Raw genomic sequence first — 23,422 nt, forward strand, 5'->3', positions numbered from 1 at the left:
CGTGTTGAAAGAAGTATCATTTACTTCTACCAACACGATTTATTATAGACCCTTTTATTATTTGTTTCTTGGGTTTTCTATTGCAGCTTGGGCAGCGGCAAGTTTTGCTATTGGTACTCTATATGGAGAGCATGATACATAGTCTAGTCCTACACCGTATAGATATTTAACAGTGCTTGGTTCACCACCGTGCTCACCGCAGATACCGATGTGAAGCTTGTTGTTTGTTTTTCTTCCCTTTTCTACTGCAGTTTCAACTAAGAATCCTACACCCTTTTGGTCTAATACTTGGAAAGGATCTTTTTCAAAGATATCTTTTTCGATATAGGCTGGTAGGAATTTACCTGCGTCATCTCTTGATAGACCGAAGGTCATTTGTGTAAGGTCGTTTGTACCGAAACTGAAGAAGTCAGTTACTTCTGCAATCTCATCTGCAGTGATTGCAGCTCTTGGGATTTCAATCATTGTACCTAGTAGGTAGTCGATTTTCTTTCCTTTTTCTTCAAATACTTTTTCTATTTCTTCTTTAACAGTTTCTTTTACTCTAGATAATTCTACTACGTCACTTGATAGTGGGATCATGATTTCTGGAACTACATTTACTCCATCTTCATGGCATTGGATAGCTGCTTGGATGATGGCACGAGCTTGCATTTTTGCGATTTCTGGATAGATAATAGCAAGTCTTAGTCCTCTAAATCCGAGCATTGGGTTTACTTCTTGAAGCTCTGCTATTCTTTCCTTAACTCTTGCTGGTTGGATGTTTAGTTCAAGGGCAAGGTCTTTAATTTCATTTTCTCCCTTTGGTAGGAATTCGTGAAGAGGTGGGTCAAGAAGTCTAACTGTTACTGGCCTTTCTTTCATGAGTGAGTAGATTTGGTAGAAGTCGTCTTCTTGCATTGGAAGGATTTTTTCTAGGGCAGCTTCTCTTGTTTCAAGATCACTTGCTAGGATCATCTTTCTTACTTGGAAGATTCTGTCTTCTTTAAAGAACATGTGTTCTGTTCTACATAGACCGATTCCTTCAGCTCCGAAGTCTAGGGCGTGGGATACGTCTCTTGGTGTATCGGCGTTTGTTCTTACTTTCATATCTCTAAATTTGTCAACCCAATCCATAAATGTAGCGAAGGCACCATGTAGTTGTGGTGGTTGAGTTTCTAGACTGCCCTTATAGATGGCACCTGTTGATCCATCGATTGAGATTGTATCTTCTCCTGTTAGGACTAAATCGCCGATTCTAACTGTATGTTCGAATTCGTCAACGTGAAGTTCTCCAGCGCCTGCAACACAACATTTTCCCATACCTCTAGCAACTACTGCAGCGTGGCTTGTCATTCCTCCACGAGCTGTAAGTATTCCCTTAGCAGTAACCATTCCTTCAAGGTCTTCTGGGGATGTTTCTTCACGCACGAGGATTACTGCTTCACCATCAGCTGCTCTTTTGGCTGCTTCTTTGGCAGAAAAGGCAATTTTACCTACTGCAGCTCCAGGAGATGCGGCAAGTCCTTTTGCTATTGGTTCATTTTCTTCTTCAGCTTCTTCTGTAAATGTAGGGTGGAGGAGACCGTCGAGGTCTTTTGGATTAACTCTTAGGACTGCTTCTTTTTCATCTATTAGGCCTTCTTCTACAAGATCAACTGCAACTTTAACTGCTGCTTGGGCAGTTCTTTTACCGTTTCTTGTTTGAAGGAGGAAGAGTTTACCATCTTGAATAGTAAATTCCATATCTTGCATGTCTTTGTAGTGAGCTTCTAGCTTTTCAGATGTTTCAAAGAATTCCTTGTATACTTCTGGCATGGCTTTTTCTAGAGTAGCTATCTCTTGAGGAGTTCTTACACCTGCTACTACGTCTTCACCTTGGGCATTTATTAGGTATTCACCGAATAGGACGTTTTCTCCAGTAGCTGGGTTTCTTGAGAAAGCTACACCTGTTCCTGATGTATCTCCCATATTACCAAATACCATAGATTGAACGTTAACGGCTGTTCCCATAGCATCGTCGATATCGTTTAGTTTTCTATAGAGGATAGCTCTTTCGTTACCCCAAGATCTAAATACAGCGGAGATTGCAAGGTCAAGTTGTTCTCTTGGCTCTTGTGGGAAGTCTTCTCCCATTAGCTCTTTATATTTTGCCTTATATTCTTCTACTAATTCTTTAAGGTCATTTGCATCAAGTTCTGTATCAAGCTTAACACCCTTGGCTTCTTTTTTGGCTGTAAGAAGTTTTTCGAAGTTATTTTTGTCAACTTCCATTGCTACGTCAGCAAACATTTGGATAAAACGTCTGTAAGAATCGTAAGCGAATCTTTCGTTGTCAGTTTTCTTAGCAAGACCTATTACAGCATCGTCATTAAGACCTAAGTTAAGGATAGTATCCATCATACCTGGCATGGAAATAGGTGCTCCAGATCTAACTGAAACTAGAAGAGGATCTTCTGTAGAGCCGAAAGTTTTTTCGTTTGCTTTTTCCAAGTCTTTGATATGTTCACTAACTTCTTTGTTTAGATCATCCCAGAGCTTCTTATCTTCTTTGTAAAATCTGGTACAAGCCTCTGTAGTGATTGTAAAACCATATGGTACTCTGATACCAAGGTTGGTCATCTCTGCAAGGTTTGCACCTTTACCACCCAAGAGGGCTCTCATTGACATGTTTCCTTCGTTAAAGTTATAAACGTATTTGTTTGTCATTTTTCTTTCCTTTCCAATAACTTATTTTTGTTTAAATAATTAATAATGATATCTGAAGTTTCCTCTATAGACCTATAAGTCACGTCGATTACAAAACAGTCCAAATCCTTCATCAAATCGTCTGCATATTTTAGCTCAGCCTCAATCCTTTCCTTGCTAGAATAGATTGAATCGCTAGATAACTTGAGCGACTTAAGTCTTTCATCCCTTACACTTTTAAGTCTATCCTTATCGATTGTAAGGCCTATGATGCGTCTGGGATCGATTTCAAAAAGCTCTCTTGGAGCCTTCGAGTCCACAATCAAGGGTATATTCGATACCTTAAGGCCCTTACTAGCCAAATACATGGATAGGGGAGTCTTAGAAGATCTAGAAACTCCTATAATAGCTATATCACAAAACTTTATGCCTCTAAAGTCTGCTCCGTCGTCATATTTGATGGCGAAATCTAGGGCATCTAGCCTTCTCATATGATTTGAATCATAGGCATTGATAAAATTTTTCTTATCACTAGGCTTTTGATTAAGAATCTTTGAGAGGATGTTGATAGAATAGGCCATAAGGTCAATTGTCTCAATCTCTTTAGTCTGGGCGTAAGTTTCAATATAGGCACTCATCTTAGAATCTTGGAAAGAGTGATAAATTATTATATTGTCGGTCTTAATACTCGCTAATAAATCAGAAAGCTCGTCTATTTCTTTGACTTGAGATTTGATGAAAAGATTAGACTTAATATCAAACTTGCTCAAGGAGAAGTGGACTATCTCTGATATAGCAAGGCCAGCTGTATCTGAAATAATATAAATATCCAAATTAACTTCACTCCTTTGTGCGATCCTAGATATATTATATCAAATTTTTCACGATATGAAAACTTTTCCATTAAAATTTTATATATTACGTAAAATACAGTATTTGACCTATGAAAATACTTTCAGATATGTAAAATAATGAAAAAATATGACAAATTAGGGATTAAAAAATAGAAACAATTATCCAACAATGAATAGATTGACAAAATAGATAAAGAAAATATAGTATATACAATATCGAAACAATAAAAGAGGAGTAGGAAGGGATTATTTCTAGAGAGGAAACGGGAGCTGGAAGTTTCTAGTATGAACTTTTGAAGGTTGCTTTTGTAAATGTTTCATGTCGCACGCATTGGTGCAAAGAGAGTCTTAATTAAGAAAATTAGGTGGTAACACGGTCATTCGTCCTATGTTGTTATCACCTTTTTTATTTTTAAAGGAGTTATTATGGATACAAAATATAATCCAAATCAGTTTGAAAAAGAAATCTATGAAAAATGGGAGAAGGGTGGCTACTTTAAGGCCAAGGTAAATCCAGATAAGAAGCCTTACACTATAGTTATGCCACCTCCAAATGTTACAGGCTACCTCCACCTAGGCCACGCCCTAAATAACACTATTCAAGATATCATCATTCGTTATAAGAGAATGGCAGGCTTTGAAGCCCTATGGATTCCTGGAACGGACCACGCTTCTATATCTACCGAAAGCAAGGTTGTAGATAAGATATCTAGCGAAGGAAAGACTAAGGATGACTTAGGTCGTGAAGGCTTTCTTAAAGAAGCCTGGGATTGGACAGATAAGTACGGCGGAAGAATTAAGGAACAACTTCGTACAATAGGTGTATCTTGTGATTGGGACCATGATTCCTTCACTATGGATGAAAATTTAACTAAGGCTGTCAAGAGAGTCTTCAAGAAGATGTATGACGATGGACTAATCTATAGGGGAAATAGGATAGTAAACTGGGATCCTAAGGCAGAAACTGCAATATCAGATGCAGAAGTATATCACGAAGATCAAATAGGACACTTATGGTATATCAAGTATTTCTTTGAAGATAGCGATGAATATGTAACAATTGCCACAACAAGACCAGAGACCATGCTAGGAGACTTGGCAGTTGCAGTTAACCCAGAAGATCCTCGCTTTAAGGATAAAATAGGCAAGAATTTAATCCTTCCTCTAGTTGGTAGGAAAATTCCTCTCATAGAAGATTCCTATGTTGATATGGAATATGGTACAGGTCTAGTTAAGATTACCCCATCTCACGACCCTAACGACTTCGAAGTAGGAGCCCGTCACGACCTTGGCCAATGTGTAGTTATAGATACCAAGGCCCATATTGTGGATGGTTACGGCAAATACTCAGGTATGGATAGGTATGAAGCTCGTAAGGAGATAATTAAAGACTTAGAAGAAGCCGGTCAGCTTGAAAAAATCGAAGAAATCGAGCATGCTGTAGGTTATTCTGAAAGGACCAAGGTTGTAATTGAGCCATTAATATCCAAGCAATGGTTTGTTAAGATGGACGAATTTGCCAAGATGTGTATAGATGCTTACGATAAGGGTGAGGTAAAACTTATACCAGATTCCCTATCTAAGACATATATGAACTGGCTAAATAATATCAGGGACTGGACCATCTCCCGTCAACTATGGTGGGGACATAGACTTCCAGTTTTCTATACAGATGATGGAGAAATTATTGTATCTGAGGATGAGCCAGATGAAAATGGCGAGCTTAACGGAGTCCATGTGACTCAAGATGAAGATACCCTAGATACATGGTTCTCATCAGCACTCTGGCCTTTTGCAACTCTTGGTTGGCCAGATGAAAACGAAGAATTAGATTATTTCTTTCCAACAGATATCCTAGTTACAGGTTACGATATAATCTTCTTCTGGGTAATTAGAATGATCTTCTCTTCAATTTATAACACAGGCAAGGTTCCTTTCCACCACGTTCTATTTACAGGACTAATCAGAGACCCACAAGGTAGAAAGATGAGTAAGTCCTTAGGAAATGGTGTAGATCCAATCGATGTTGTAAATGAATATGGAGCAGATGCTCTAAGATTTACCCTAATTACAGGTAACTCTCCTGGAAATGATATGCGTTATGATGAAAAGAGAATCCTTGCAAGCAGAAACTTCGCCAACAAGTTGTGGAATGCTTCAAGATTTGTCCTAATGAACATCGAAGAGGGAGATGACCTAGAGTTTAAGGGAGAAAATCTCGAGCTTGAAGATAAGTGGATCCTTAAGAGACTTAACGATGTAATAGTAGATGTCAGCAAAAACCTCGACAAATACGAAATCGGTCTTGCAGCAGATAGGATTGAGGATTTCATCTGGAATGAGTATTGCGATTGGTATATAGAATTTGCTAAGATTAGACTTTATGGAGATGACGATGCGGCAAAGGCTAATGTAAAGAAAGTCCTTCTTTATGTTCTAAAGAACATGCTAGTTCTTCTCCATCCATTTATGCCATTTATAACAGAAGAAATCTACTCATCTCTTCCAAACAAGAAGGACCTCTTGATAGTAGAAGACTGGCCTGAGTTTAATAAAGATTTTGACTTTGTCAATGAAGAAAGCAATGTCAACTCTGTAATCGAAGCAATAACTTCCATAAGAAATCAAAGAGCTACCTTAAATGTACCAGCGAAGACTTGTCAAAAACTTACAATCCTAGTAGAAAATAAGGAAAATATCTCCCTAATCGAAGAAATCAAGGACCAATTTGTAAATCTTGCTAAGGCAAGTGAAGTTGAAGTTTTGGACAAGGAAGATAGCGAAATTGTAGATGAAGAAGGCATAGTAAGACTAGTATTCAATGAGTTTTCTGTCCTAATGAGCCTTGATGAATTGGTAGATTATGAGAAAGAAAGAACTAGACTCAAAGATGAAATCAAACGCCTAGAAGCTGAAATCAAGAGAGCTAGCGGTAAGCTTTCTAACAAGGGCTTTGTCGAAAAAGCTCCAGAGAAGGTAGTAAATGAAGAACGTGAGAAGCTTGCGGGCTACGAAGACCTACTAGAGAAAACTAAGGCTTCTCTAGAAGAAATCAAGGATAAATAATGTACGACGACTTTTCTTATATCTATGACAAACTAAGCTTTGACCTAGATTATGAAAAATATGCAGGAAATATAAAATCTCTTGTTAAAAAACACGGGATAAATAAGGGAAACATGCTAGAGCTTGCAGCAGGCTCTGGTATGTTGACCAAATATTTCTTTGATGAATTCGAAAATATCGACGCCCTAGATATATCGGGGAAGATGCTAGAAGTTTTTGCAAACAAGTACGACCCTTCTAATGTAAATCTCATCCATTACGATATGGTTGAATATGTCAATGAAGATAGCTATGATCTCATAGTAATCCTCCTAGATTCTGTAAATTATGTGACAGAGAAAGAGGAACTGGCCAAGCTTTTTAGAAATTGCTATACTAGTCTAAAAAAGGGCGGTCTTTTAGTCTTTGATATCAATTCGCCTTACAAGATTAGGGAAATTTTTGGCAATGAGTGCTATGTCTATGAGTATGAGGATATCTTCTACACTTGGGATAACTTCTATGAAGATGAGCTTTGTGATATGCACTTGGAGTTTTTCGTAGAAAATGAAGATGGATCTTATAGGAGAATATCAGAATTTCAGCAGGAAAGACTTTACGAGGTAGAGGAAGTTAAAGAGTTAATCGAAGATATTGGCTTTAAGAATATAGAAATCTTTGATGAAGATGATATGGGAAGTGTCAAGGAGGAAAGTTTAAGGATACTTTTCTCACAGACAAAGGAGTAATATGAATAGAGGAAAAGTTAAGATATTTGACAATAAAAGAGGTTTTGGTTTCATAGAATGGGAAGGAGAGGACCTCTTTGTCCACTATTCTGATATAGAAAGCGATACTAGCTTTAAGAAACTCTACCCAGGCCAAGCCGTAGAATTCGAAAAAATAGACGCCCCAAGAGGAGCCCAAGCCGTTAAGGTGAGAGTAATAGATTAAAAAGAAAGCTTTGGCAAAGAAAAATGCCAAAGCTTTTAATATGTCTATTATTAAGTTTTATTTACTAAATTAATAGAGTTTATTAGAATTCTAAGCTATTTTACAAGCTTATAATCATAAAGGTCGACTCCATCTCCAATATAGATATAAGGAAATCCAGCGGACTTTAGGCTAAGACTTGCAATCTCGGCCCTGGCATTGGACCTACAGTAGACTATGGTAGGCTTATCCTTATCGATTCTTTCAAGATTTTCCAAAATCTCGTCGTAGGGAATATTGATTGCGCCTTCCACATGGCCCATTTCGTATTCTTCTTCAGTCCTTACATCAATTATATCGAAATTATCTAAATTTTCTTCTAGGTCTTTTCCAGAAATTATTTTACTATACATCTTATTCTCCTTATCCCTATTATACAGACATTATACCAAAAAATTAATTTGTAAAAAGTTATGATTCTTAATTTTATATAAAATATCGGGTAAAGTATATATAAACACAGGAGGTTTTATGGAATATATTAAATTAATAGGAATCCTGATTATCGTATTAGGTTTTATATTCAAACTGAATATAATCTTTACGGTTGTCCTATCAGGTTTCATCACAGCTTTGGTCTCAGGACTAAGTGTAAGCGAATTCTTGTCGATCTTAGGCGATAGTTTTGTTTCCCAAAGAATAGTAACCATATTTATCATCACTCTTCCAGTAATAGGATTATCGGAAGAGCACGGACTTAAGCAAGTGGCTGAAAACATAGTAAAGAAAAGAGAAAACCTTTCATCAGGTGCCCTTCTTTCAGTATACCTTGCCTTTAGGGAACTTGCTGGTTTCTTGTCAATGAGAATATATGGTTTGGTCCAATTTGTTAGACCAATAATCTTCCCAATGACTCAAGCATCAGCTGAGAAGAAAAAGGGTAAGCTTAGCGAAAAAGAAGTAGAAAGCCTAAAGGCTAGGGGAGCTGCCATGGAAAACTTCGGTAACTTCTTTGCCCAAAACACTTTCGTTGGAGCGGCAGGAGTTCTCATGATGGTGGGAACTATGGCAGAGCTTGGCTATAATGTTACAAATATCGAGCTTAGCCAATATTCAATCCCTATAGCCCTTATTACCCTAGTCCTTGGTATTATCAAAAATATCATAGACGATAAGAAGATTAAGGGAGGTAAGTAGATGACAAGAGCAGAATTTTTCCCAATGTTTTTGGAGTTTATCTTTGTAATCATAGGCCTTCAATTCTTCTACACAGCCTATAGGGTAGCTAAGGATCCTTCCAAAGAGAAGAAGCTTACAACAATAGTTTTCTGGATAATTCTTGGAGTTCTCTTTGCTCTTGGAAAGGTCATTCCTTCAGAGATAAGCGGAATCCTCGTTGTCCTAATCGCTATAATTTCCCTTGTCGATGGAATAAAGATTAAGGGAAGTAAGGAAGTAAGTGAGAAGATTCAAATGGCATCTAGCAAAAGGCTTGGCCTTAAGGTCTTCTTGCCAGTAATAATCATGGCAGTCCTTGCTATAGCAATAGCAAAAATTATTCCGGAATCATCATCTTCAGTCTTGGGTCTTACTGCAATTATAGCGGTAGTATTTGCCATGGTCCTTACCAAATCAAGCTTTAAGGACATGCTAGACTCATCTGATAGGATGGTTCAACAAGTGGGGGCAGTAGCAATCCTACCACAGCTTTTGGCAGCGCTTGGAGCAATCTTTGCTGCAGCAGGGGTAGGTGATGTAATTGCTAAGATTATCGGAGGAATTATCCCAACAGTTAATCCATGGACCGGGGCTATTGCCTATGTCTTGGGTATGGTAATATTTACCATGATTATGGGAAATGCCTTTGCAGCCTTTACAGTAATTACTGCAGGAATAGGAGTGCCTTTCGTAATAGCCCAAGGAGCAAACCCAGCAATAGCGGCAGCCCTTGCAATGACATCAGGATATTGTGGAACACTTCTTACACCAATGGCAGGTAACTTCAACCTTTTGCCAGTGGCCCTACTAGAGATGAAAGATAAGAACAAAGTAATAAAAGAACAAGCCCTACTATCTATATTATTAATTGTAGTTCACATACTACTTATGAGATTTTGGGCGTTTTAGGAGGAAATATGAAAATTTTAATCACAGGATTTGATCCATTTGGAGGAGAGAAAACTAACCCAGCTATAGAATCAGTTAAAAGAATCGATGAAAATATCGAAGGAGCTGAAATCTACAAGCTAGAAATACCAACAGTATTCCACAAGGCAGCTGATAAAATCGAGGAAAAAATCAAGGAAATCAAACCAAATGTAATCCTTTCAGTAGGACAAGCTGGGGGTAGATACGGTCTATCAGTTGAAAGAGTTGCCATCAACCAAGACGATGCGAGAATCCCTGATAACGAAGAAAACCAACCAATCGATGTTACAATCAGAGAAGACGGTAAGAATGCCTATTTTGCTACAATTCCAATCAAGGCAATGGTAGAAGAAATCAAGAAGGAAAATATCCCAGCCTCAGTATCAAATTCAGCTGGAACCTTCGTATGTAACCACGTAATGTACCAAGACCTCTACTTAGCAGAAAAGTACGGAAATATCAAGGCAGGATTTATCCACGTACCTTTCCTTACAGAACAAGTAGTAGACAAAAAAGACACAGCATCAATGAGCCTAGACGATATAGTAAAGGGACTAAATGCTGCTGTAAGAGCTATAGTAAAATACGCTGATAAAGAAGATTTAGAAATAACAGGTGGGGCAACCCACTAAAATATTCAATCCCTAGAGGCAAGTACCTTTAGGGATTTTTATTTTGGGTATTAATATAGGAAGGAGGACTTATATGAAATATTTTTTAATAATCGTATTAATCCTACTTATACCTCAAATCTACTATTACATACAAGAAAGAAGGTATAGGTCGATTAATCGAGGTAAGAAATTTTACAAGAAGTTTGACGTTAGAAGTATATCAAACTATAGGGAATATTATCTAACAGGAGCAGATGGTTTCGATAGCTTTGTAAGAGAGCTAGAAAATGAGAATCCAAAGGCAGTTGTTCAACTAGTTCATGGTATGAGTGAGCATGGTGGAAACTATATGGACTTTGCAAAATATCTAAATGATAATGGTTATGCAGTTGTAATTCACGATCATAGGGGGCATGGTAAATCCCTAAGCGAAAGATATCCCAACGGCCACATGCAAAGAGCAAGTGAGCTTGTAAATGATACGTCTATGGTCACAAAATATATAAAGACTAAATATAAAGATGTGCCAATATACATGCTTGGCCACTCAATGGGATCTATGACAGCTAGGGTATTCTTGCAAGAAAATGATGATTTGATAAGTAAACTTATCCTAACTGGAACGCCACCACAAGAAGGATTTGCAAAAGTTGCCTTTTTCTTTGCAAATGTATTTTGCTTTTATATAGGAAGTCATCAAAGATCAAATATAATTAATCATATAGTTGGGACTGGGGATGATTCGCTAGACTTTATATCTTATGATGAGAAAAATAGACTTGATAAATACAATGATACGATGAGGATATTTAACTTCACCATTGGTTACACTAAGGTTTTGATAGAAATAAATAAAAAATTATCCCAAAAATCAAAATATAAAATGAAAAACAGATCTCTTCCAATATACAACTTAACTGGAAGAGATGATATGATAACAAAGGGTGAAAAAGGAGTAAGTAGATCTCTAAAGCTCCTAAAGGATTTGGGATATAAAAATATAGCAAGCAAATCCTATGAAAAAATGCGTCATGAAATCCTAAATGAAACAGATAAGGATATAGTTTATGAAGATATCCTAAAAATATTAGAAGACTAATTATTAAACATGGGTAAAATAATAGTAGAAAAGGAGGATATTATGACTGAAAAGAAAGAAAAAGATATCAAAAAAGAAGAAAAGAATATAAAAGACGGCGAGTACTGCGGAGTTGAAAAATTCAATGGAAAAAAATTCAACACTTGCACAGGCGAAGAAATAGTAGAAGAAGGATACAAGAATCCTGACAAGTAAATAAATAATTATAGCCAAAATCTCTTGGGATAGACTTTAGGTTGAAAGCTTATATCTTACGATTAGCTCAGCTTTACAAGTTTAGACTGGAGATTTTGGCTTTTTATTTGCCTATTTTTAATCGATAAATCAGAGTATTATTCAATTTTATATCTTAATTTTCAATTTGCTTTATAGAAAAATTAAAAGGTGTAAAGTGTATAGGTAGAAAATATGAGGAGGAAATTATGAATAATAGAAATAAAGTTGTCTTGATAGGGGATGGTTTTGTAGGAAGCTCCTACGCTTTTGCTCTAGTAAACTCAACACTTGCAAGTGAGCTTGTAATTATAGATATAAGAAAAGATAAGGAAGTAGCTGATGTCAACGATCTTTTGGATGCGACAGTCCTAACATCATCTGCAACCATCGTTAGAAGTGGAAGCTATGAAGATTGTAAAGATAGTGACCTTGTAGTACTCGCCTATGGAAATAGTCAGAAAAATCTTGTAAATAGGCTTGATGATATCAAGATTGCAACAGAAATGGTCCTAGATACAGTTCCAAAAGTTGTAGAAAATGGCTACGACGGGGTAATCCTTCTTGCAACAAATCCAGTTGATGTCATAGCAAGGGTTGTTGAGGAAGTTTCAGGCTTTCCTTCTGAGAGAATCGTAGGAACTGGAACTAGCCTTGACTCAGCAAGATTTGCCCAATATCTCGCCCTTGAAACATGCTTTAATGTAGCTGATATCAACGCTTATGTTATAGGTGAGCATGGAAACTCTTCTGTTGCTGTCTGGTCAAATGCCAATATTAATGGGATTGGAATCGATCAATTTATCGACAATATAGACGATTCCTACAAGGATAAGGTAGGAGAGATGATTAGAGATAAGGCCTTTAGGATTATTAAGGGTAAGGGTGCGACTCACTTTGGTATAGCTAATTGTCTTCTAGCCTTTACAAGGGCAATCCTTCTTGACGAGAAGAGAGTTCTTATGGCATCTGCTAAGCTTAATGGAGAGTATAAGAACGAGGGACTCTATACAGGAGTACCTACTGTAATCGGCAAAAATGGTGCAGAGAAAATCCTAGAGATGCCAATAGATAAGAGAGAACAAGACATGTTTGATAAGTCATGTAGGGACCTTAAGGAAAACTTCTTGATGGCAGATTTAAAGAAAAATAGATAAGAAGATTAATTAGAATAAACTTAAGTAATAATTAAAGCTCCCGATTAGGAAAGCCTAGTCAGGAGCTTATTTTATTCAAAGTCTTTGAGATAGTCGTCCTTGCCTATCATCTCGCTTAAGACGACCTCGTCAGTCTTTTTCATTCCGTATTTTGCAATTCTTGCAACTGTATCGATCGTTTTGTCTATATTTTCTTTGACTATGCCATCTCCTACTTCAAAGGAATTGTCTGTCTTGGCCTGCATATAGGCAAGGCTCGCATTTCTAAGGCTTGAAGCAATCTTCATAGCACAAGAGGACTTGGCCCCGTCACATATTATGCCCGAGTTTACGGCTAGGGCGTTAGTAATCGTATCTTCTACAATCTTCTTCTCTTCTTTGTTTAGAAAAGCAATGGAAGCGATAGCTGCAGCAGAGGCAGATACTACTCCACAGTAAGCAGAAAGCTTGCCTATCTTGTTTTTGATATACAAGGCAATTAGATTAGAAAATATAAGGGCCCTGTAGAGCTCATCTTCTGAGAAATCATTGTCTCTGGCATATAAGATTACAGGGACTGAGGTAGTAATTCCTTGATTTCCTGATCCTGAGTTAATGATTACAGGCAGCTCACAGCCGTTCATCCTAGCATCAGATCCTGCTGCAGCAAAGGCAGCGAGCTTCTCATAGTAGTTTGATGGGTCATTATTTAGGATGAGTTTTCCTATATTAGCTCCCCAGTCGTTTTTGATTCCTTCTTCTGCGATTTTTTCATTAAAAGAAATTTGCCTATCGAGAATTTCCTTGATATCAGAATAATCACAAGTTCTAGCAAAATCATAAACCTTATCGAAAGAAAAGTCAATATCCTCTTTTACTGCTTCTTCCTTTTCCTTTTGATATATTAGCTTGCCGTCCTTTTTTATTTCAATAATATTGGTATGGCTATCAGCTATAGTGACACTTGCTGTAGACTTTTTATTTTCAAGGATGATTTGGATAAAAAGCCCCTCATGTTCTTTGGCGAGATTTACCCTTACCAGCCCTTCTTCTATAATCTTATCACAGAAATCAAGCTTAGTCTTATCAACATCTGATAGGACTTCAAGTTCCCTATTAGGGTCCCCTAAATATATACCAGCAACTACTGATATCTCTATTCCCTTCCTACCCATGGTGGAAGGGACGGTTACAGAGTTAGCGTTTTTAATGATATTGCTAGAAAGATTTGCGATAATTTTTTCTGGATCAGATCCTAGAACCTCTCTTGCCTTAGCTGATGCGTAGGCTATAGCAATTGGCTCAGTACAACCTGTGGCTGGGATTAGCTCTTCTTTGATTAGTTCTTTAAAGTCAGTCATAACTAGGACCTTGCCTTGTTTGGAACCTTACCCAAAAGTCCAGTAACCATTAGGGCGATAGCTCCATCTCCTGTTATGTTACAAGCTGTTCCGAAGGAATCTTGGAGAGCAAATATTGAAAGGATTAGGGCAGTTCCAGTCGCATCAAAGCCAAGAATAGAAGTGATAAGACCTAAAGAGGCCATAACAGTTCCTCCAGGAACTCCTGGCGCTCCTATAGCAAATATTCCAAGAAGAAGGATGAAAAGAATCATATTTCCTGTGCTTGGGAGAGAACCGTAGAGGACTTGGCTTACTATCATTACGAAAAATGTTTCTGTAAGGACTGATCCACAAAGGTGGGTGTTAGAGCAAAGTGAAACTACGAAGTCTCTAATCTTTGGATCTAGGGTCTTTGCCTTTCTTGAACACTGAAGTGAAACTGAAAGTGTTGCAGCTGAAGACATTGTTCCAAGGGCAGTAACATAGGCTGGTGGATAATATTTCAAGACTTCTATAGGATTTGTCTTAGAAAAAATTCCGCCGAGACCATAAAGTAGGGCTAACCAAATATAATGGCCCAAAATCACGATTACTATGACCTTGAGAAATACTGGAAATTGGCTTAGGATTACTCCTTCATAGGAAAGTTCTGCGAAGGTTGTCGCAATATAAAAAGGTAGTACTTTAATTATTACTCTATTTACTATCTCAAGAACCATATTGTTGAACTCTCTTAAAAGATTGGCCCAAGTTTCAGATTTGGTCCATATTACTGCAAGACCAAAAAGAATCGCAGTGACAAGAGCGGTCATTACAGGCATGATGGAAGGGATATCCATTTGGAATAAAATCTCTGGGATTTTCTTTCCAGCTTCTGTTGCACTAACTATGTGTAGGTGTGGGATTATAGCTTTTCCAGCGATAAAGGAGAAAAGAGCAGCTCCCACTGATGAAAGATAACAAATAATTAGGGTTAGGGATAAGACCTTACCCGCACTTTCGTTTAAGGATACTATAGCTGGGGTAATAAATGCAAGGATTATGATAGGTACTATGTAGTTGATTAGATTACTCAAAATATTTTTGATTGTAGAAATCACTTGGATTGCACCTTCGTTTGCAATATCACCTAGGAAAATTCCTATAGCAATGGCTATAATTAGCTTAAAAAGTAAGCTGTTAAGAAATGATTTTTTAACTTTTGCGTCTGACATACAGACCTCCTAATAAATATATTTATAAATAAATTATAAGCTATAGGAAATTTTTGGTCAAGAAAAAGTTTTCATAGGCTAAGTTTAGTTTTAAGAAGACTTATTCCTGAGATTATTCTCACCTGTTGTAAAAATAATTAATAAAGCTATAAAAAGATTATGATTTTATGGTATACTTTTCTATAAGATAAGAAGAAAGTAGGAGGGAAGATGGAGAATAATTTTTCTAACAAAAGTGTCGTCTTAAGAAATGTCACAAAGTCTTATGATGACGAACTAGTTTTAAAAGCTGTTGATCTTGAGCTAGAGAAGGGAAAGTTTTATACCCTTCTAGGACCATCAGGTTGCGGAAAGACCACAATACTAAATATAATAGCAGGCTTTGTCGAGCAAACTAGTGGGGATGTATTTATAAATGGGGAGGACGTAAGTAATACTCCAGCCAATAAGAGAAAGGTAAATACAGTTTTTCAGAATTATTCTCTCTTTCCTCATATGAATGTCTACGATAATGTTGCCTTCGGTTTAAATATAAAGAAAATGGATAAGAAGCTAATCAAAGAAAAGGTCAAAAAGGCACTCGATATGGTAAATCTTTCTGGCTTTGAGAAAAGAAAAATCTCCCAAATGTCAGGAGGGCAAAGACAGAGAGTCGCTATAGCTCGTGCCATAGTAAATCGACCAGATGTCCTTCTCTTGGATGAGCCCTTGTCGGCCCTTGATATGAAGCTAAGAAAATCCATGCAGGTCCTTCTTTCAAATATCCAGTGGGAGCTTGGTATTACCTTTGTCTTTGTAACCCACGACCAAGAAGAGGCCCTAGCCCTATCTGATGAGATTTTCGTAATGGATAAGGGAGAAATCGTCCAATCAGGAACGCCTACAGATATCTACGATGAGCCAATCAATAGGTATGTTGCAGAATTTATCGGGGAGAGCAATATCCTAAGTGCTGTGATGAAAGATGATTATCTAGTAGAGTTTTCCAACAAGGACTTTGCCTGTGAGGATGCAGGAATCCCTAAGGGAGAGAAGGTTGAAGTAGTTATAAGGCCTGAAGATATCAATGTCTCAAAGGATGAGGATGCAGATATTAAGATGAGTGTAGACAATGTCTTGTTTAGGGGAGTCTTCAATGAGCTAATTTGCTTCGATGAAGATGATTTCAGGTGGAAGATCCATACTACCAAGAGATTTGAAGAAGGAGATGTTGTTGGAATTTCCATAGATCCAAGCGATATTCATGTAATGAGATTTAACGAATCTGAAGATGATTTCGATAAGAGAATCGAGAAATATGCTATAGGAGATGATGATGAATAAAAAATACAGGGCCCTATCAAGCCTATATTATTTATGGATCGTTCTCTTTATAATCGCACCTATAGCTATGCTTTTGTATCAATCATTTTTTGATATCTATGGCAACTTTACCTTTAACAATTATATTTCTTACTTTAGCTCAGCAAATTATATCAAGATGACTCTAAATTCATTTTTGACGGCCTTTTTGATAACTATAACGACCCTGATTTTGGCTTATCCCTTTGCATATTTTCTGATTAATTCAAAAAACAAGGAGTTCTTCCTCCTTTTGGTAACACTACCTACCTGGATTAATCTTTTGCTAAAGGCCTACGCCTTTATAGGACTTTTGAGCAAGAATGGACCAATCGCCCAGGTTTTTTCTTTAGTAAGCGAGGGGCTTTTGTTTACTAACCCAGCCTTCGTCTTGGTAGCTTCTTATGTGGAGCTTCCCTTTATGATACTACCAATCTTTAGGGCCCTTGATTCGATACCAAATGAGTATCTGATAGCAAGCGAGGACTTGGGGGCAAGCAGATGGCAGACTTTTAGGAAAATTATCCTCCCTCTTTCTATGGATGGAGTAATAGCAGGAAGTCAAGCCGTATTTATTCCCTCCCTATCCCTCTTTCTAATTACAAGGATAATAGGAGGAAATAAGATCATAACCCTGGGAACTGCGGTTGAGGAGCATTATCTGGTTACACAAAATTGGGGGATGGGAGCTACAATTGGCCTAGTTCTAATCGTCTTAATGTTTGTTGTAATGAGTGCCCTAAATACTAGAAAGGATAAAAATTAATGAAGAGAAAATTTAAAATTTCAAATTTATATTTAATATTTATCTTTATCCTCTTATACCTGCCCATAGCCTATCTAATATTTTATTCCTTTAATAGTGGGACCAATATGAATTCCTTTGTGGGATTTTCTCTAGACCATTACAGGGAAGTCTTTCATGATACTAGGCTTTGGACGATTGTGATAAATACCATAGTCTTGGGGCTTCTGTCAAGCCTTGTAGCGACAATTATTGGAACTTGTGGAGCCATAGCGATCTATTATCTAAGAAGCGATAGGATTAGAAAAAGAGTATTAAACTTTAACTCAGTCCTTATGGTTATGCCTGATGTAATGATGGGAGCAAGCTTTTTGGTGCTCTTTACCTTCCTTATAAAGATACCCATGGGCTTTATGACGGTTTTACTCTCTCATATAGCCTTCTCGATTCCCATTGTGGTCCTTATGGTTTTACCAAGGCTTTTCAGTCTAAATCCTTCCATGATTCTTGCGGCAGAAGATTTAGGTGCAAGTGATATAACTATCCTTAACAAAATCATCCTACCAAATATTACAAGCGGGGTACTCACAGGATTTTTTATGGCCTTGACCTACTCCTTGGATGACTTTGCAGTTACCTTTTTCGTTACAGGATCTGGCTTTACAACCCTTTCTGTTGAGATTTACTCCAGAGTTAGGACGGGGATTTCTCTTGAAATAAATGCCCTATCGACTTTGATGTTTTTGGCCTCTCTCTTATTGGTAGTGATTTATTATTTTATTAGCCAAAGGGAGTTGAAGATAATGGAAAGGAGAAAAGTAGATGAATAAGGTATACAAATTTTTCCTAGCCTGTATTGTAGGAATTTTCCTCCTCCTAGGTCTAAAGTCCATACTTCTTGGAGGCAAGGAAAGAGCAGAGGCAAATACCTTTTACTTATACAATTGGGGAGATTATATAGATCCTGAACTTTTGGATAAGTTTGAGGAAGAAACAGGCTATCATGTAGTTATGGAGACATTCGATTCAAATGAGGCCATGATTACCAAGATTAAACAAAAATCAACCGACTTTGATATCTGTATCCCTAGTGAATATGCAGTAGAGATGATGAGAGACCAGGGACTACTAGAAAAGCTTGACCATTCGAAAATCGAGGGCCTTTCTAATATCGACGAGAGATTCCTTGATAGGGAATATGATCCGGGAAATGAATATTCGATTCCTTATCTGTGGGGGACCTTCGGTATTTTGTATAATACTAAAAAATACCAGGCTTCTGACTTTGATTCCTGGAAGAACCTATGGGATCCTAAGTTTGAGGGGGAAATTCTAAGCTTTGATGGAGCTCGTGAGACAATGGGAATCGGACTTCTCGCAAATAACTTAAGCCTAAATACAGAAGATCCAGAAAAGCTTACAGAAATAAGGAATGAGCTAATAGGCCTTATGGGAAATGTAAAGGCCATACTTGCAGATGAGATAAGGATGTATATGGCCCTAGAAGAGGCCAATGTCGGCCTAACATTTTCGGGAGATGCCTCAAGTGCCATAGAATCTAACGAAGACCTATCCTATGTCATACCAAAGGAGGGTTCTAATATTTGGTTTGATACTATGGTTATACCTAAAACTAGCAAGAACAAAAAGGCTGCCTATGCCTTTATCAACTTCATGCTAGAGCCAGAAAATGCTGCCCAAAATGCAGACTATATTTGGTATGCGACTCCAAACAAAAAGGCCATGGATTTAATAAATCCTGAGGCTCGAAACGACAAGAGCCTTTATCCAGAGGATGAAATCATAAATAAACTAGAAGTCTTCAAGGCCCTAGATAAGGAAAGCACTATTTTATATAATGACCTTTTCCTAGACCTTAAGATTTCACCACAAGCGGAGTGATAAGATGAAAAAGAAATTAAGAATATTTTCCCTAATCTTTCTAATAATAACAAGTCTTGTAGCTTGTAATATGGCTGAAAGCTCAAAGAGTGATACCCTAAACAAAAAGGACTTTGAAAGAAGGATCAAGAAGGATGATGTAAGAAACAAGAGGTATCCAGAAATAGATGCCTATATTGAAAAGAATAAAAAGGAGAAGGAAGAGGAAAAGGAAGAAACCAAGACAGCGAGCCTCCTCTTTGGTGGGGATATAATTCCTCATATGCCAATTAATGACTACGCTCTAAACTACGGCGAGGGCGATTATGACTATTCAAGATCCTTTGAGGATATCAAGGCCTTTGCCGAAGACTTTGACTTCTTTATGCTAAATAACGAATTTAGTGTAAATGGGGACTATGAAGTATCGGGCTATCCTTTATTTAACTGTAACGAAAATATCTATAAGGCTATAAAAGATTCTGGAGTAGATCTTCTTACGACAGCCAACAACCACTGCCTTGATACGGGAGTGGAGGGGCTTACTAGTACAATTGAAGCTATCAAAAAACATGGCCTAGACTATGTTGGAACGAGCGAGTCTTCCTACAGACCTTATGTTATTAAGGAAGTTAATGGGATAAGGATAGGGATTCTTTCCTATACAGAAATCCTAAATGGAAACGACTATCTCCTGGATAGCAAAGAAAAATATAATATGGTAAACACCCTTTCTCCTAAACAAGTAAAGACTGATATAGAAAAACTTAAGAAGAAAGATGTTGACCTTATAGTAGCTTATCCTCACTGGGGAGAGGAGTATTCATCTTACCCAAGAGAAGATCAAATAGAATTAGCTCATGATATGGTTGACTGGGGAGCAGACCTCGTTATAGGAAATCACCCTCATGTAATCCAGCCTAAAGAAGTCTATGAGACTAAGGATGGAAAAATCGGATTGATATACTACTCTCTAGGAAATCTTCTCTCAAACCAAAAGGCAGAGGCCTTTGAGGGAGATTATAGGGTAGAACAAGGAGTACTTGTCGAGTGCAATATAGAAAAAAAACCAGGAGATAAGGCTAGTATCAAATCTTTCAAGTCCCATACAACTATAGTAGACAGGTCCTTTGACGAATATGGGTATTTGGATAAGACCTATGTTGCTACGAGGTATCTCGAAGATGAAGATATGATGGAAACTCTGGATTATGGGAGCCAAGAATTAATTAGATTAGGAAATGAGATGAACCTTGATACCCTATATAGAGAAATAGAAGAGTAGAGTAATTAACTTTACAAAGAAAAGGGGCTGTTGCAAAACTATGAATATTCATCGTACCATCGTTAGAATGTTCTCTTAGGAAATTTTACCTCTCCTGGCCGGTAGGCCAATGGCTGCCCGCCGGCAAAAGGAGGCGCGCCTGCCAGCTGATGGAGGCTATTAGCCCGTCGGCTTCGTGAGACTTTCCGTGGAGTTTCTTCTAACGATAAGGGTACGATTTATTCATTCTGCAACAGCCCCTTTTTGCATTTATTTTCTATCCTAAGCAAACTTTACAGAAGTCTTATTCGTAGATATAATGGAGAATGGAGTTTTTATAGCCCCAATTTGAAAGATGCCAAAGGAGTTTGGTATCTGGAAGGAGAGATATTATGATGAGATTTGAAGAGTATTTGCCAATTGCAACAGCAACAGCTGCCAAGTCTATAAACGATGCCTTTAACAATGTAGTTTTAAAATATGGACTTACTAGAAGTCAGTGTGTTGCTTTGTACTACATAGATTTAGACGGTTCAACCAATCAAAAAGATTTGGCCAAAAAGATGAATATTAGAGAGTCAACTATGACAGGTCTTTTAGAGAGAATGGAAAGAGATGAACTGATAGAACGTAAACCAGATAAAGAAGATATGAGAAGAAAGACAATAAGTCTCTCAAATAGAGGTGATGACAAGCTTTCTGAAATATCCCAGGTTACGGAAGAATTCGTCAAAGAAGCTACAAGTAAGATATCCGATAAGGATATAGAAATCTATCAAAAAGTCCTAGATCAAATGCTTGAATCGACTCTAGATTGGCAAGAACGTATGATTAAATCATTTGAATAATAATGTCATATCAGCAATGCTGGTATGGCTTTTTTATTTTGGGTAAAAGTTATAAGAGGTGATAATGTGATAGATTTAGATATAAATATAGATGGAGCTTATGATATAAGAAGCATTAGGGGAGGAGATGTGAACGAGGCCTTTAAGGTATACACAGATAAGGGTCCACGTTTTCTTCTAATCCAAAGGGTAGGAGACAATAATTTCTTCCAGGCAGAAATAGAAGGTCTTAAGCTTTTTGAAAAAAACGGAGTAAGCTCTCCTAGAGTTTTGGATAGTGGAGTAAGTAAAGAAGGAGCTTATCTCCTTTTAGATTATATAGAAGAAGGTAGATGGCAAGACCAGAAGGATCTTGCTAGAGAACTTAAAAAAGTTCATAGGATCAAAAGCCCTAATGGCAAGTTCGGCTTTGAATTTGCCTATCGAGGATCTTCTATTTCCTTTTCGAATGCCTTTAAGGATAGCTGGAGGGAAGTTTTCCTAGAAGAAAGATTAGATAAGCTCAAAGATAAGCTAATAGAAGATGGAATCTGGTCTAGGGAAGACTTAGCTACTTACGAACAGATTAGAGAAGTGATAGATACTTATCTTGGAAGACGAGAAAGTGTGCCCATCCTCCTTCACGGAGATTTGTGGCCTGGCAATGCCATGTTTTCTGTTAAGGGAGCTCCTTATCTTTTCGATCCGGCTCCCCTATATGGAGATTGGGAGTTTGATATCGGGGTAAGTACAGTGTTTTCTGGCTTTGATGATGACTTCTATAGGACTTATCTACAAGATATTAAAAAAGATTCTGAAAGAGCTATAAGGCTGGAGTTTTATAGACTTTACCTTTTACTTATCCACCTACACAAGTTTGGAAATATGTATAGGTCCTCAGTTGACCTATCAATGGAGAAAATCCTATCGAAAAGTATGGACAAGTAAGATTTTAATATTTACTTTAAAAATATTTTCTTGATTAGCTGGCTTCGCCAGCTTTTTTGTGTCCTTAAATAAAAGATAAATCTTACAAAGAAGTATAATGGTAAGAAGAGAATTTTGAAGGAGGGCTTATGAAGATTGATGACGTAGTTGACCTAATTGATGGTTTGCTTAAAGACCTATCGACAATTGATAAGAAAACTAGAAAGAAAACTTATAAGAGAAAACTAGGCAAGGTTGATTTTAATTTCACCATAGAAGATAAGAAAGAAGAAAGAACTAAAAATTATTCTTATAAGTACTCAGATGATCCTTATGATTTGGGCTTTTGGTTAGAATATAAGGATCTTTTAGATAAGCTTTCCTATAAGAGAGAAGATATAAAATTGATAGGTCAAGTTAATCGAAGGTTCAATCAAGTATGGTCTAATAAACTTTCTAGATACTTAGTCGTAGAAGCATATTTGACTATTCTTAAAAAGGCCCTAGATGAAAAAAGCCAAGATACAGAAAAAATTAGAAAATACACAAGTCCCTACACCCTTTCTAAATCCATCCTAGAAGCCCTCCTTCTAGTTACAGAGAAAAAGTTTAGGGAGTATTTCTGGATATTTGCTAAAATAGATTCCAGTAAGCAAGTAGAAGTCCTAGAAAAAAATGAGACTAGAGACTTGTTGGACTTTTTCCTAGAAGAGCTTGATTTTTTCTATGAAAATATTGACGACTTAAGAAAAGAAGAAATATTTGAAAACTATCTTCTAGCAAATCCCAATAAATTAAAAGACTGGACCTCTTATATTCTAGAAGCTGATATAAGTAAGCAAATAAGCTTTGTAGAAAGCCACAAGGACCTAGTCGATATAGGAAAGCTTTCTAGAAATTTAAGCAAAGAAGACTTTCCTCCGACCAAGGTCTTAGGCTTCTATTATTTGTTTAAGCACGGAAAGTTTCAAAATAAAGACAGAAAAAGGCTTCTCGATCTGATTCATGAAGAAAATTACGATAGGTTTATAAGCCTTGTAGAAAGAAGAAAAATATCAATTGAGCTTATAGATGAAATCCTAAAACTCGATAAGAAGCCACAGAAGAAAATACAAATCGATAAGTCAAAACTTACTGATTCGAGGAAGGATTTGGATGAAACGGTAAGTAT

Annotated in this window: 22 protein-coding genes; 17 read left to right on the forward strand and 5 right to left on the reverse strand. The window is 37.2% G+C overall.

The genetic code is table 11. The annotated features are described in order from the left end of the window. Nucleotides 1–57 precede the first annotated feature (57 nt). Nucleotides 58–2,688: a pyruvate, phosphate dikinase gene (gene ppdK / locus RCH56_RS04765; protein ID WP_306483847.1), complete on the reverse strand. Its 2,631-nt coding sequence runs from the start codon at nt 2,686–2,688 to the stop codon at nt 58–60. Then, entirely contained in the window at nt 2,685–3,500 is an 816-nt protein-coding gene (locus RCH56_RS04770; protein WP_306483848.1) for a pyruvate, water dikinase regulatory protein, read from the reverse strand. The genes ppdK and RCH56_RS04770 overlap by 4 nt, the downstream gene beginning before the upstream one ends. A gap of 447 nt (nt 3,501–3,947) precedes the next feature. On the opposite strand from RCH56_RS04770, the gene RCH56_RS04775 reads away from it, so the two are divergent. From RCH56_RS04775 to RCH56_RS04785, 3 genes are read left to right on the forward strand one after another with little or no spacing between them, the layout of a single operon-like run. Then, complete coding sequence (locus RCH56_RS04775) at nt 3,948–6,587, forward strand: valine--tRNA ligase (RefSeq protein ID WP_306483849.1); 2,640 nt, start codon at nt 3,948–3,950, stop codon at nt 6,585–6,587. Then, entirely contained in the window at nt 6,587–7,315 is a 729-nt protein-coding gene (locus tag RCH56_RS04780; protein ID WP_306483850.1) for a class I SAM-dependent methyltransferase, read from the forward strand. Before RCH56_RS04775 ends, RCH56_RS04780 begins: the two co-directional genes overlap by 1 nt. Nucleotide 7,316: 1 nt before the next feature. After that, the gene (locus RCH56_RS04785) at nt 7,317–7,520 is read left to right on the forward strand and encodes a cold-shock protein (protein WP_306483851.1); all 204 of its coding nucleotides are present in this window, start codon (nt 7,317–7,319) and stop codon (nt 7,518–7,520) included. Nucleotides 7,521–7,615: 95 nt separating this feature from the next. Here RCH56_RS04785 and RCH56_RS04790 read toward each other — a convergent pair whose 3' ends face one another. Further along, complete coding sequence (locus RCH56_RS04790) at nt 7,616–7,912, reverse strand: rhodanese-like domain-containing protein (RefSeq protein WP_306483852.1); 297 nt, start codon at nt 7,910–7,912, stop codon at nt 7,616–7,618. 118 nt (nt 7,913–8,030) lie between these two features. On the opposite strand from RCH56_RS04790, the gene RCH56_RS04795 reads away from it, so the two are divergent. The 6 genes from RCH56_RS04795 to RCH56_RS04820 all read left to right on the forward strand — a co-directional run bounded on the left by RCH56_RS04795 (nt 8,031) and on the right by RCH56_RS04820 (nt 12,730). After that, the gene (locus RCH56_RS04795; protein ID WP_015778160.1) at nt 8,031–8,696 is read left to right on the forward strand and encodes a DUF969 domain-containing protein; all 666 of its coding nucleotides are present in this window, start codon (nt 8,031–8,033) and stop codon (nt 8,694–8,696) included. After that, nucleotides 8,697–9,626: a DUF979 domain-containing protein gene (locus tag RCH56_RS04800; RefSeq protein WP_306483853.1), complete on the forward strand. Its 930-nt coding sequence runs from the start codon at nt 8,697–8,699 to the stop codon at nt 9,624–9,626. An 8-nt stretch (nt 9,627–9,634) separates the two neighbouring features. Beyond that, nucleotides 9,635–10,279, forward strand: coding sequence for a pyroglutamyl-peptidase I (gene pcp, locus RCH56_RS04805; protein WP_306483854.1), 645 nt, complete (start codon nt 9,635–9,637; stop codon nt 10,277–10,279). 73 nt (nt 10,280–10,352) lie between these two features. Continuing rightward, nucleotides 10,353–11,360, forward strand: a complete 1,008-nt coding sequence (locus tag RCH56_RS04810; protein WP_306483855.1) for an alpha/beta fold hydrolase — start codon at nt 10,353–10,355, stop codon at nt 11,358–11,360. 42 nt (nt 11,361–11,402) lie between these two features. After that, nucleotides 11,403–11,555, forward strand: coding sequence for a hypothetical protein (locus RCH56_RS04815; protein ID WP_015778156.1), 153 nt, complete (start codon nt 11,403–11,405; stop codon nt 11,553–11,555). Between the two features lie 227 nt (nt 11,556–11,782). Next, nucleotides 11,783–12,730, forward strand: coding sequence for an L-lactate dehydrogenase (locus RCH56_RS04820; RefSeq protein ID WP_306483856.1), 948 nt, complete (start codon nt 11,783–11,785; stop codon nt 12,728–12,730). Nucleotides 12,731–12,801: 71 nt separating this feature from the next. Here RCH56_RS04820 and RCH56_RS04825 read toward each other — a convergent pair whose 3' ends face one another. Beyond that, nucleotides 12,802–14,070 carry a serine dehydratase subunit alpha family protein gene (locus tag RCH56_RS04825; protein ID WP_306483857.1) on the reverse strand — a complete coding sequence of 423 codons (1,269 nt, stop codon included), beginning with the start codon at nt 14,068–14,070 and terminating at the stop codon, nt 12,802–12,804. A 2-nt stretch (nt 14,071–14,072) separates the two neighbouring features. Further along, on the reverse strand, nt 14,073–15,266 hold the full coding sequence (locus RCH56_RS04830) for a dicarboxylate/amino acid:cation symporter (RefSeq protein WP_306483858.1): 1,194 nt from the start codon (nt 15,264–15,266) through the stop codon (nt 14,073–14,075). A gap of 210 nt (nt 15,267–15,476) precedes the next feature. On the opposite strand from RCH56_RS04830, the gene RCH56_RS04835 reads away from it, so the two are divergent. The 8 genes from RCH56_RS04835 to RCH56_RS04870 all read left to right on the forward strand — a co-directional run. Further along, nucleotides 15,477–16,589, forward strand: coding sequence for an ABC transporter ATP-binding protein (locus tag RCH56_RS04835; RefSeq protein WP_306483859.1), 1,113 nt, complete (start codon nt 15,477–15,479; stop codon nt 16,587–16,589). Beyond that, nucleotides 16,582–17,373 (forward strand): ABC transporter permease, encoded by a 792-nt coding sequence (locus RCH56_RS04840; protein WP_306483860.1) that lies wholly within the window; start codon nt 16,582–16,584, stop codon nt 17,371–17,373. Before RCH56_RS04835 ends, RCH56_RS04840 begins: the two co-directional genes overlap by 8 nt. Next, nucleotides 17,373–18,182, forward strand: coding sequence for an ABC transporter permease (locus tag RCH56_RS04845; RefSeq protein WP_306483861.1), 810 nt, complete (start codon nt 17,373–17,375; stop codon nt 18,180–18,182). Before RCH56_RS04840 ends, RCH56_RS04845 begins: the two co-directional genes overlap by 1 nt. After that, entirely contained in the window at nt 18,175–19,254 is a 1,080-nt protein-coding gene (locus RCH56_RS04850) for a PotD/PotF family extracellular solute-binding protein (protein ID WP_306483862.1), read from the forward strand. The genes RCH56_RS04845 and RCH56_RS04850 overlap by 8 nt, the downstream gene beginning before the upstream one ends. 4 nt (nt 19,255–19,258) lie before the next feature. Further along, nucleotides 19,259–20,518, forward strand: a complete 1,260-nt coding sequence (locus RCH56_RS04855) for a CapA family protein (protein WP_306483863.1) — start codon at nt 19,259–19,261, stop codon at nt 20,516–20,518. A 371-nt stretch (nt 20,519–20,889) separates the two neighbouring features. Beyond that, complete coding sequence (locus tag RCH56_RS04860) at nt 20,890–21,345, forward strand: MarR family winged helix-turn-helix transcriptional regulator (RefSeq protein ID WP_306483864.1); 456 nt, start codon at nt 20,890–20,892, stop codon at nt 21,343–21,345. Between the two features lie 66 nt (nt 21,346–21,411). Beyond that, the gene (locus RCH56_RS04865; protein ID WP_306483865.1) at nt 21,412–22,272 is read left to right on the forward strand and encodes a fructosamine kinase family protein; all 861 of its coding nucleotides are present in this window, start codon (nt 21,412–21,414) and stop codon (nt 22,270–22,272) included. Between the two features lie 128 nt (nt 22,273–22,400). Beyond that, the coding region (locus tag RCH56_RS04870) for a hypothetical protein (RefSeq protein ID WP_306483866.1) at nt 22,401–23,422 on the forward strand (1,022 nt) is incomplete at its 3' end.

It is taken from the genome of Anaerococcus sp. (assembly GCF_030825785.1).
Classification (GTDB): domain Bacteria; phylum Bacillota; class Clostridia; order Tissierellales; family Peptoniphilaceae; genus Anaerococcus.

Bases quoted from the DNA above. Each gene is read 5' to 3' on its own strand.
- RCH56_RS04780 (WP_306483850.1), top strand. From the start codon at position 6,587: ATGTACGACGACTTTTCTTATATCTATGACAAACTAAGCTTTGACCTA.
- RCH56_RS04835 (WP_306483859.1), top strand. From the start codon at position 15,477: ATGGAGAATAATTTTTCTAACAAAAGTGTCGTCTTAAGAAATGTCACA.
- RCH56_RS04855 (WP_306483863.1), top strand. From the start codon at position 19,259: ATGAAAAAGAAATTAAGAATATTTTCCCTAATCTTTCTAATAATAACA.
- RCH56_RS04815 (WP_015778156.1), top strand. From the start codon at position 11,403: ATGACTGAAAAGAAAGAAAAAGATATCAAAAAAGAAGAAAAGAATATA.
- RCH56_RS04840 (WP_306483860.1), top strand. From the start codon at position 16,582: ATGAATAAAAAATACAGGGCCCTATCAAGCCTATATTATTTATGGATC.
- RCH56_RS04850 (WP_306483862.1), top strand. From the start codon at position 18,175: ATGAATAAGGTATACAAATTTTTCCTAGCCTGTATTGTAGGAATTTTC.
- RCH56_RS04845 (WP_306483861.1), top strand. From the start codon at position 17,373: ATGAAGAGAAAATTTAAAATTTCAAATTTATATTTAATATTTATCTTT.
- pcp (WP_306483854.1), top strand. From the start codon at position 9,635: ATGAAAATTTTAATCACAGGATTTGATCCATTTGGAGGAGAGAAAACT.
- RCH56_RS04800 (WP_306483853.1), top strand. From the start codon at position 8,697: ATGACAAGAGCAGAATTTTTCCCAATGTTTTTGGAGTTTATCTTTGTA.
- RCH56_RS04860 (WP_306483864.1), top strand. From the start codon at position 20,890: ATGATGAGATTTGAAGAGTATTTGCCAATTGCAACAGCAACAGCTGCC.
- RCH56_RS04810 (WP_306483855.1), top strand. From the start codon at position 10,353: ATGAAATATTTTTTAATAATCGTATTAATCCTACTTATACCTCAAATC.
- RCH56_RS04825 (WP_306483857.1), bottom strand. From the start codon at position 14,070: ATGACTGACTTTAAAGAACTAATCAAAGAAGAGCTAATCCCAGCCACA.
- RCH56_RS04830 (WP_306483858.1), bottom strand. From the start codon at position 15,266: ATGTCAGACGCAAAAGTTAAAAAATCATTTCTTAACAGCTTACTTTTT.
- ppdK (WP_306483847.1), bottom strand. From the start codon at position 2,688: ATGACAAACAAATACGTTTATAACTTTAACGAAGGAAACATGTCAATG.
- RCH56_RS04785 (WP_306483851.1), top strand. From the start codon at position 7,317: ATGAATAGAGGAAAAGTTAAGATATTTGACAATAAAAGAGGTTTTGGT.
- RCH56_RS04790 (WP_306483852.1), bottom strand. From the start codon at position 7,912: ATGTATAGTAAAATAATTTCTGGAAAAGACCTAGAAGAAAATTTAGAT.
- RCH56_RS04775 (WP_306483849.1), top strand. From the start codon at position 3,948: ATGGATACAAAATATAATCCAAATCAGTTTGAAAAAGAAATCTATGAA.
- RCH56_RS04795 (WP_015778160.1), top strand. From the start codon at position 8,031: ATGGAATATATTAAATTAATAGGAATCCTGATTATCGTATTAGGTTTT.
- RCH56_RS04820 (WP_306483856.1), top strand. From the start codon at position 11,783: ATGAATAATAGAAATAAAGTTGTCTTGATAGGGGATGGTTTTGTAGGA.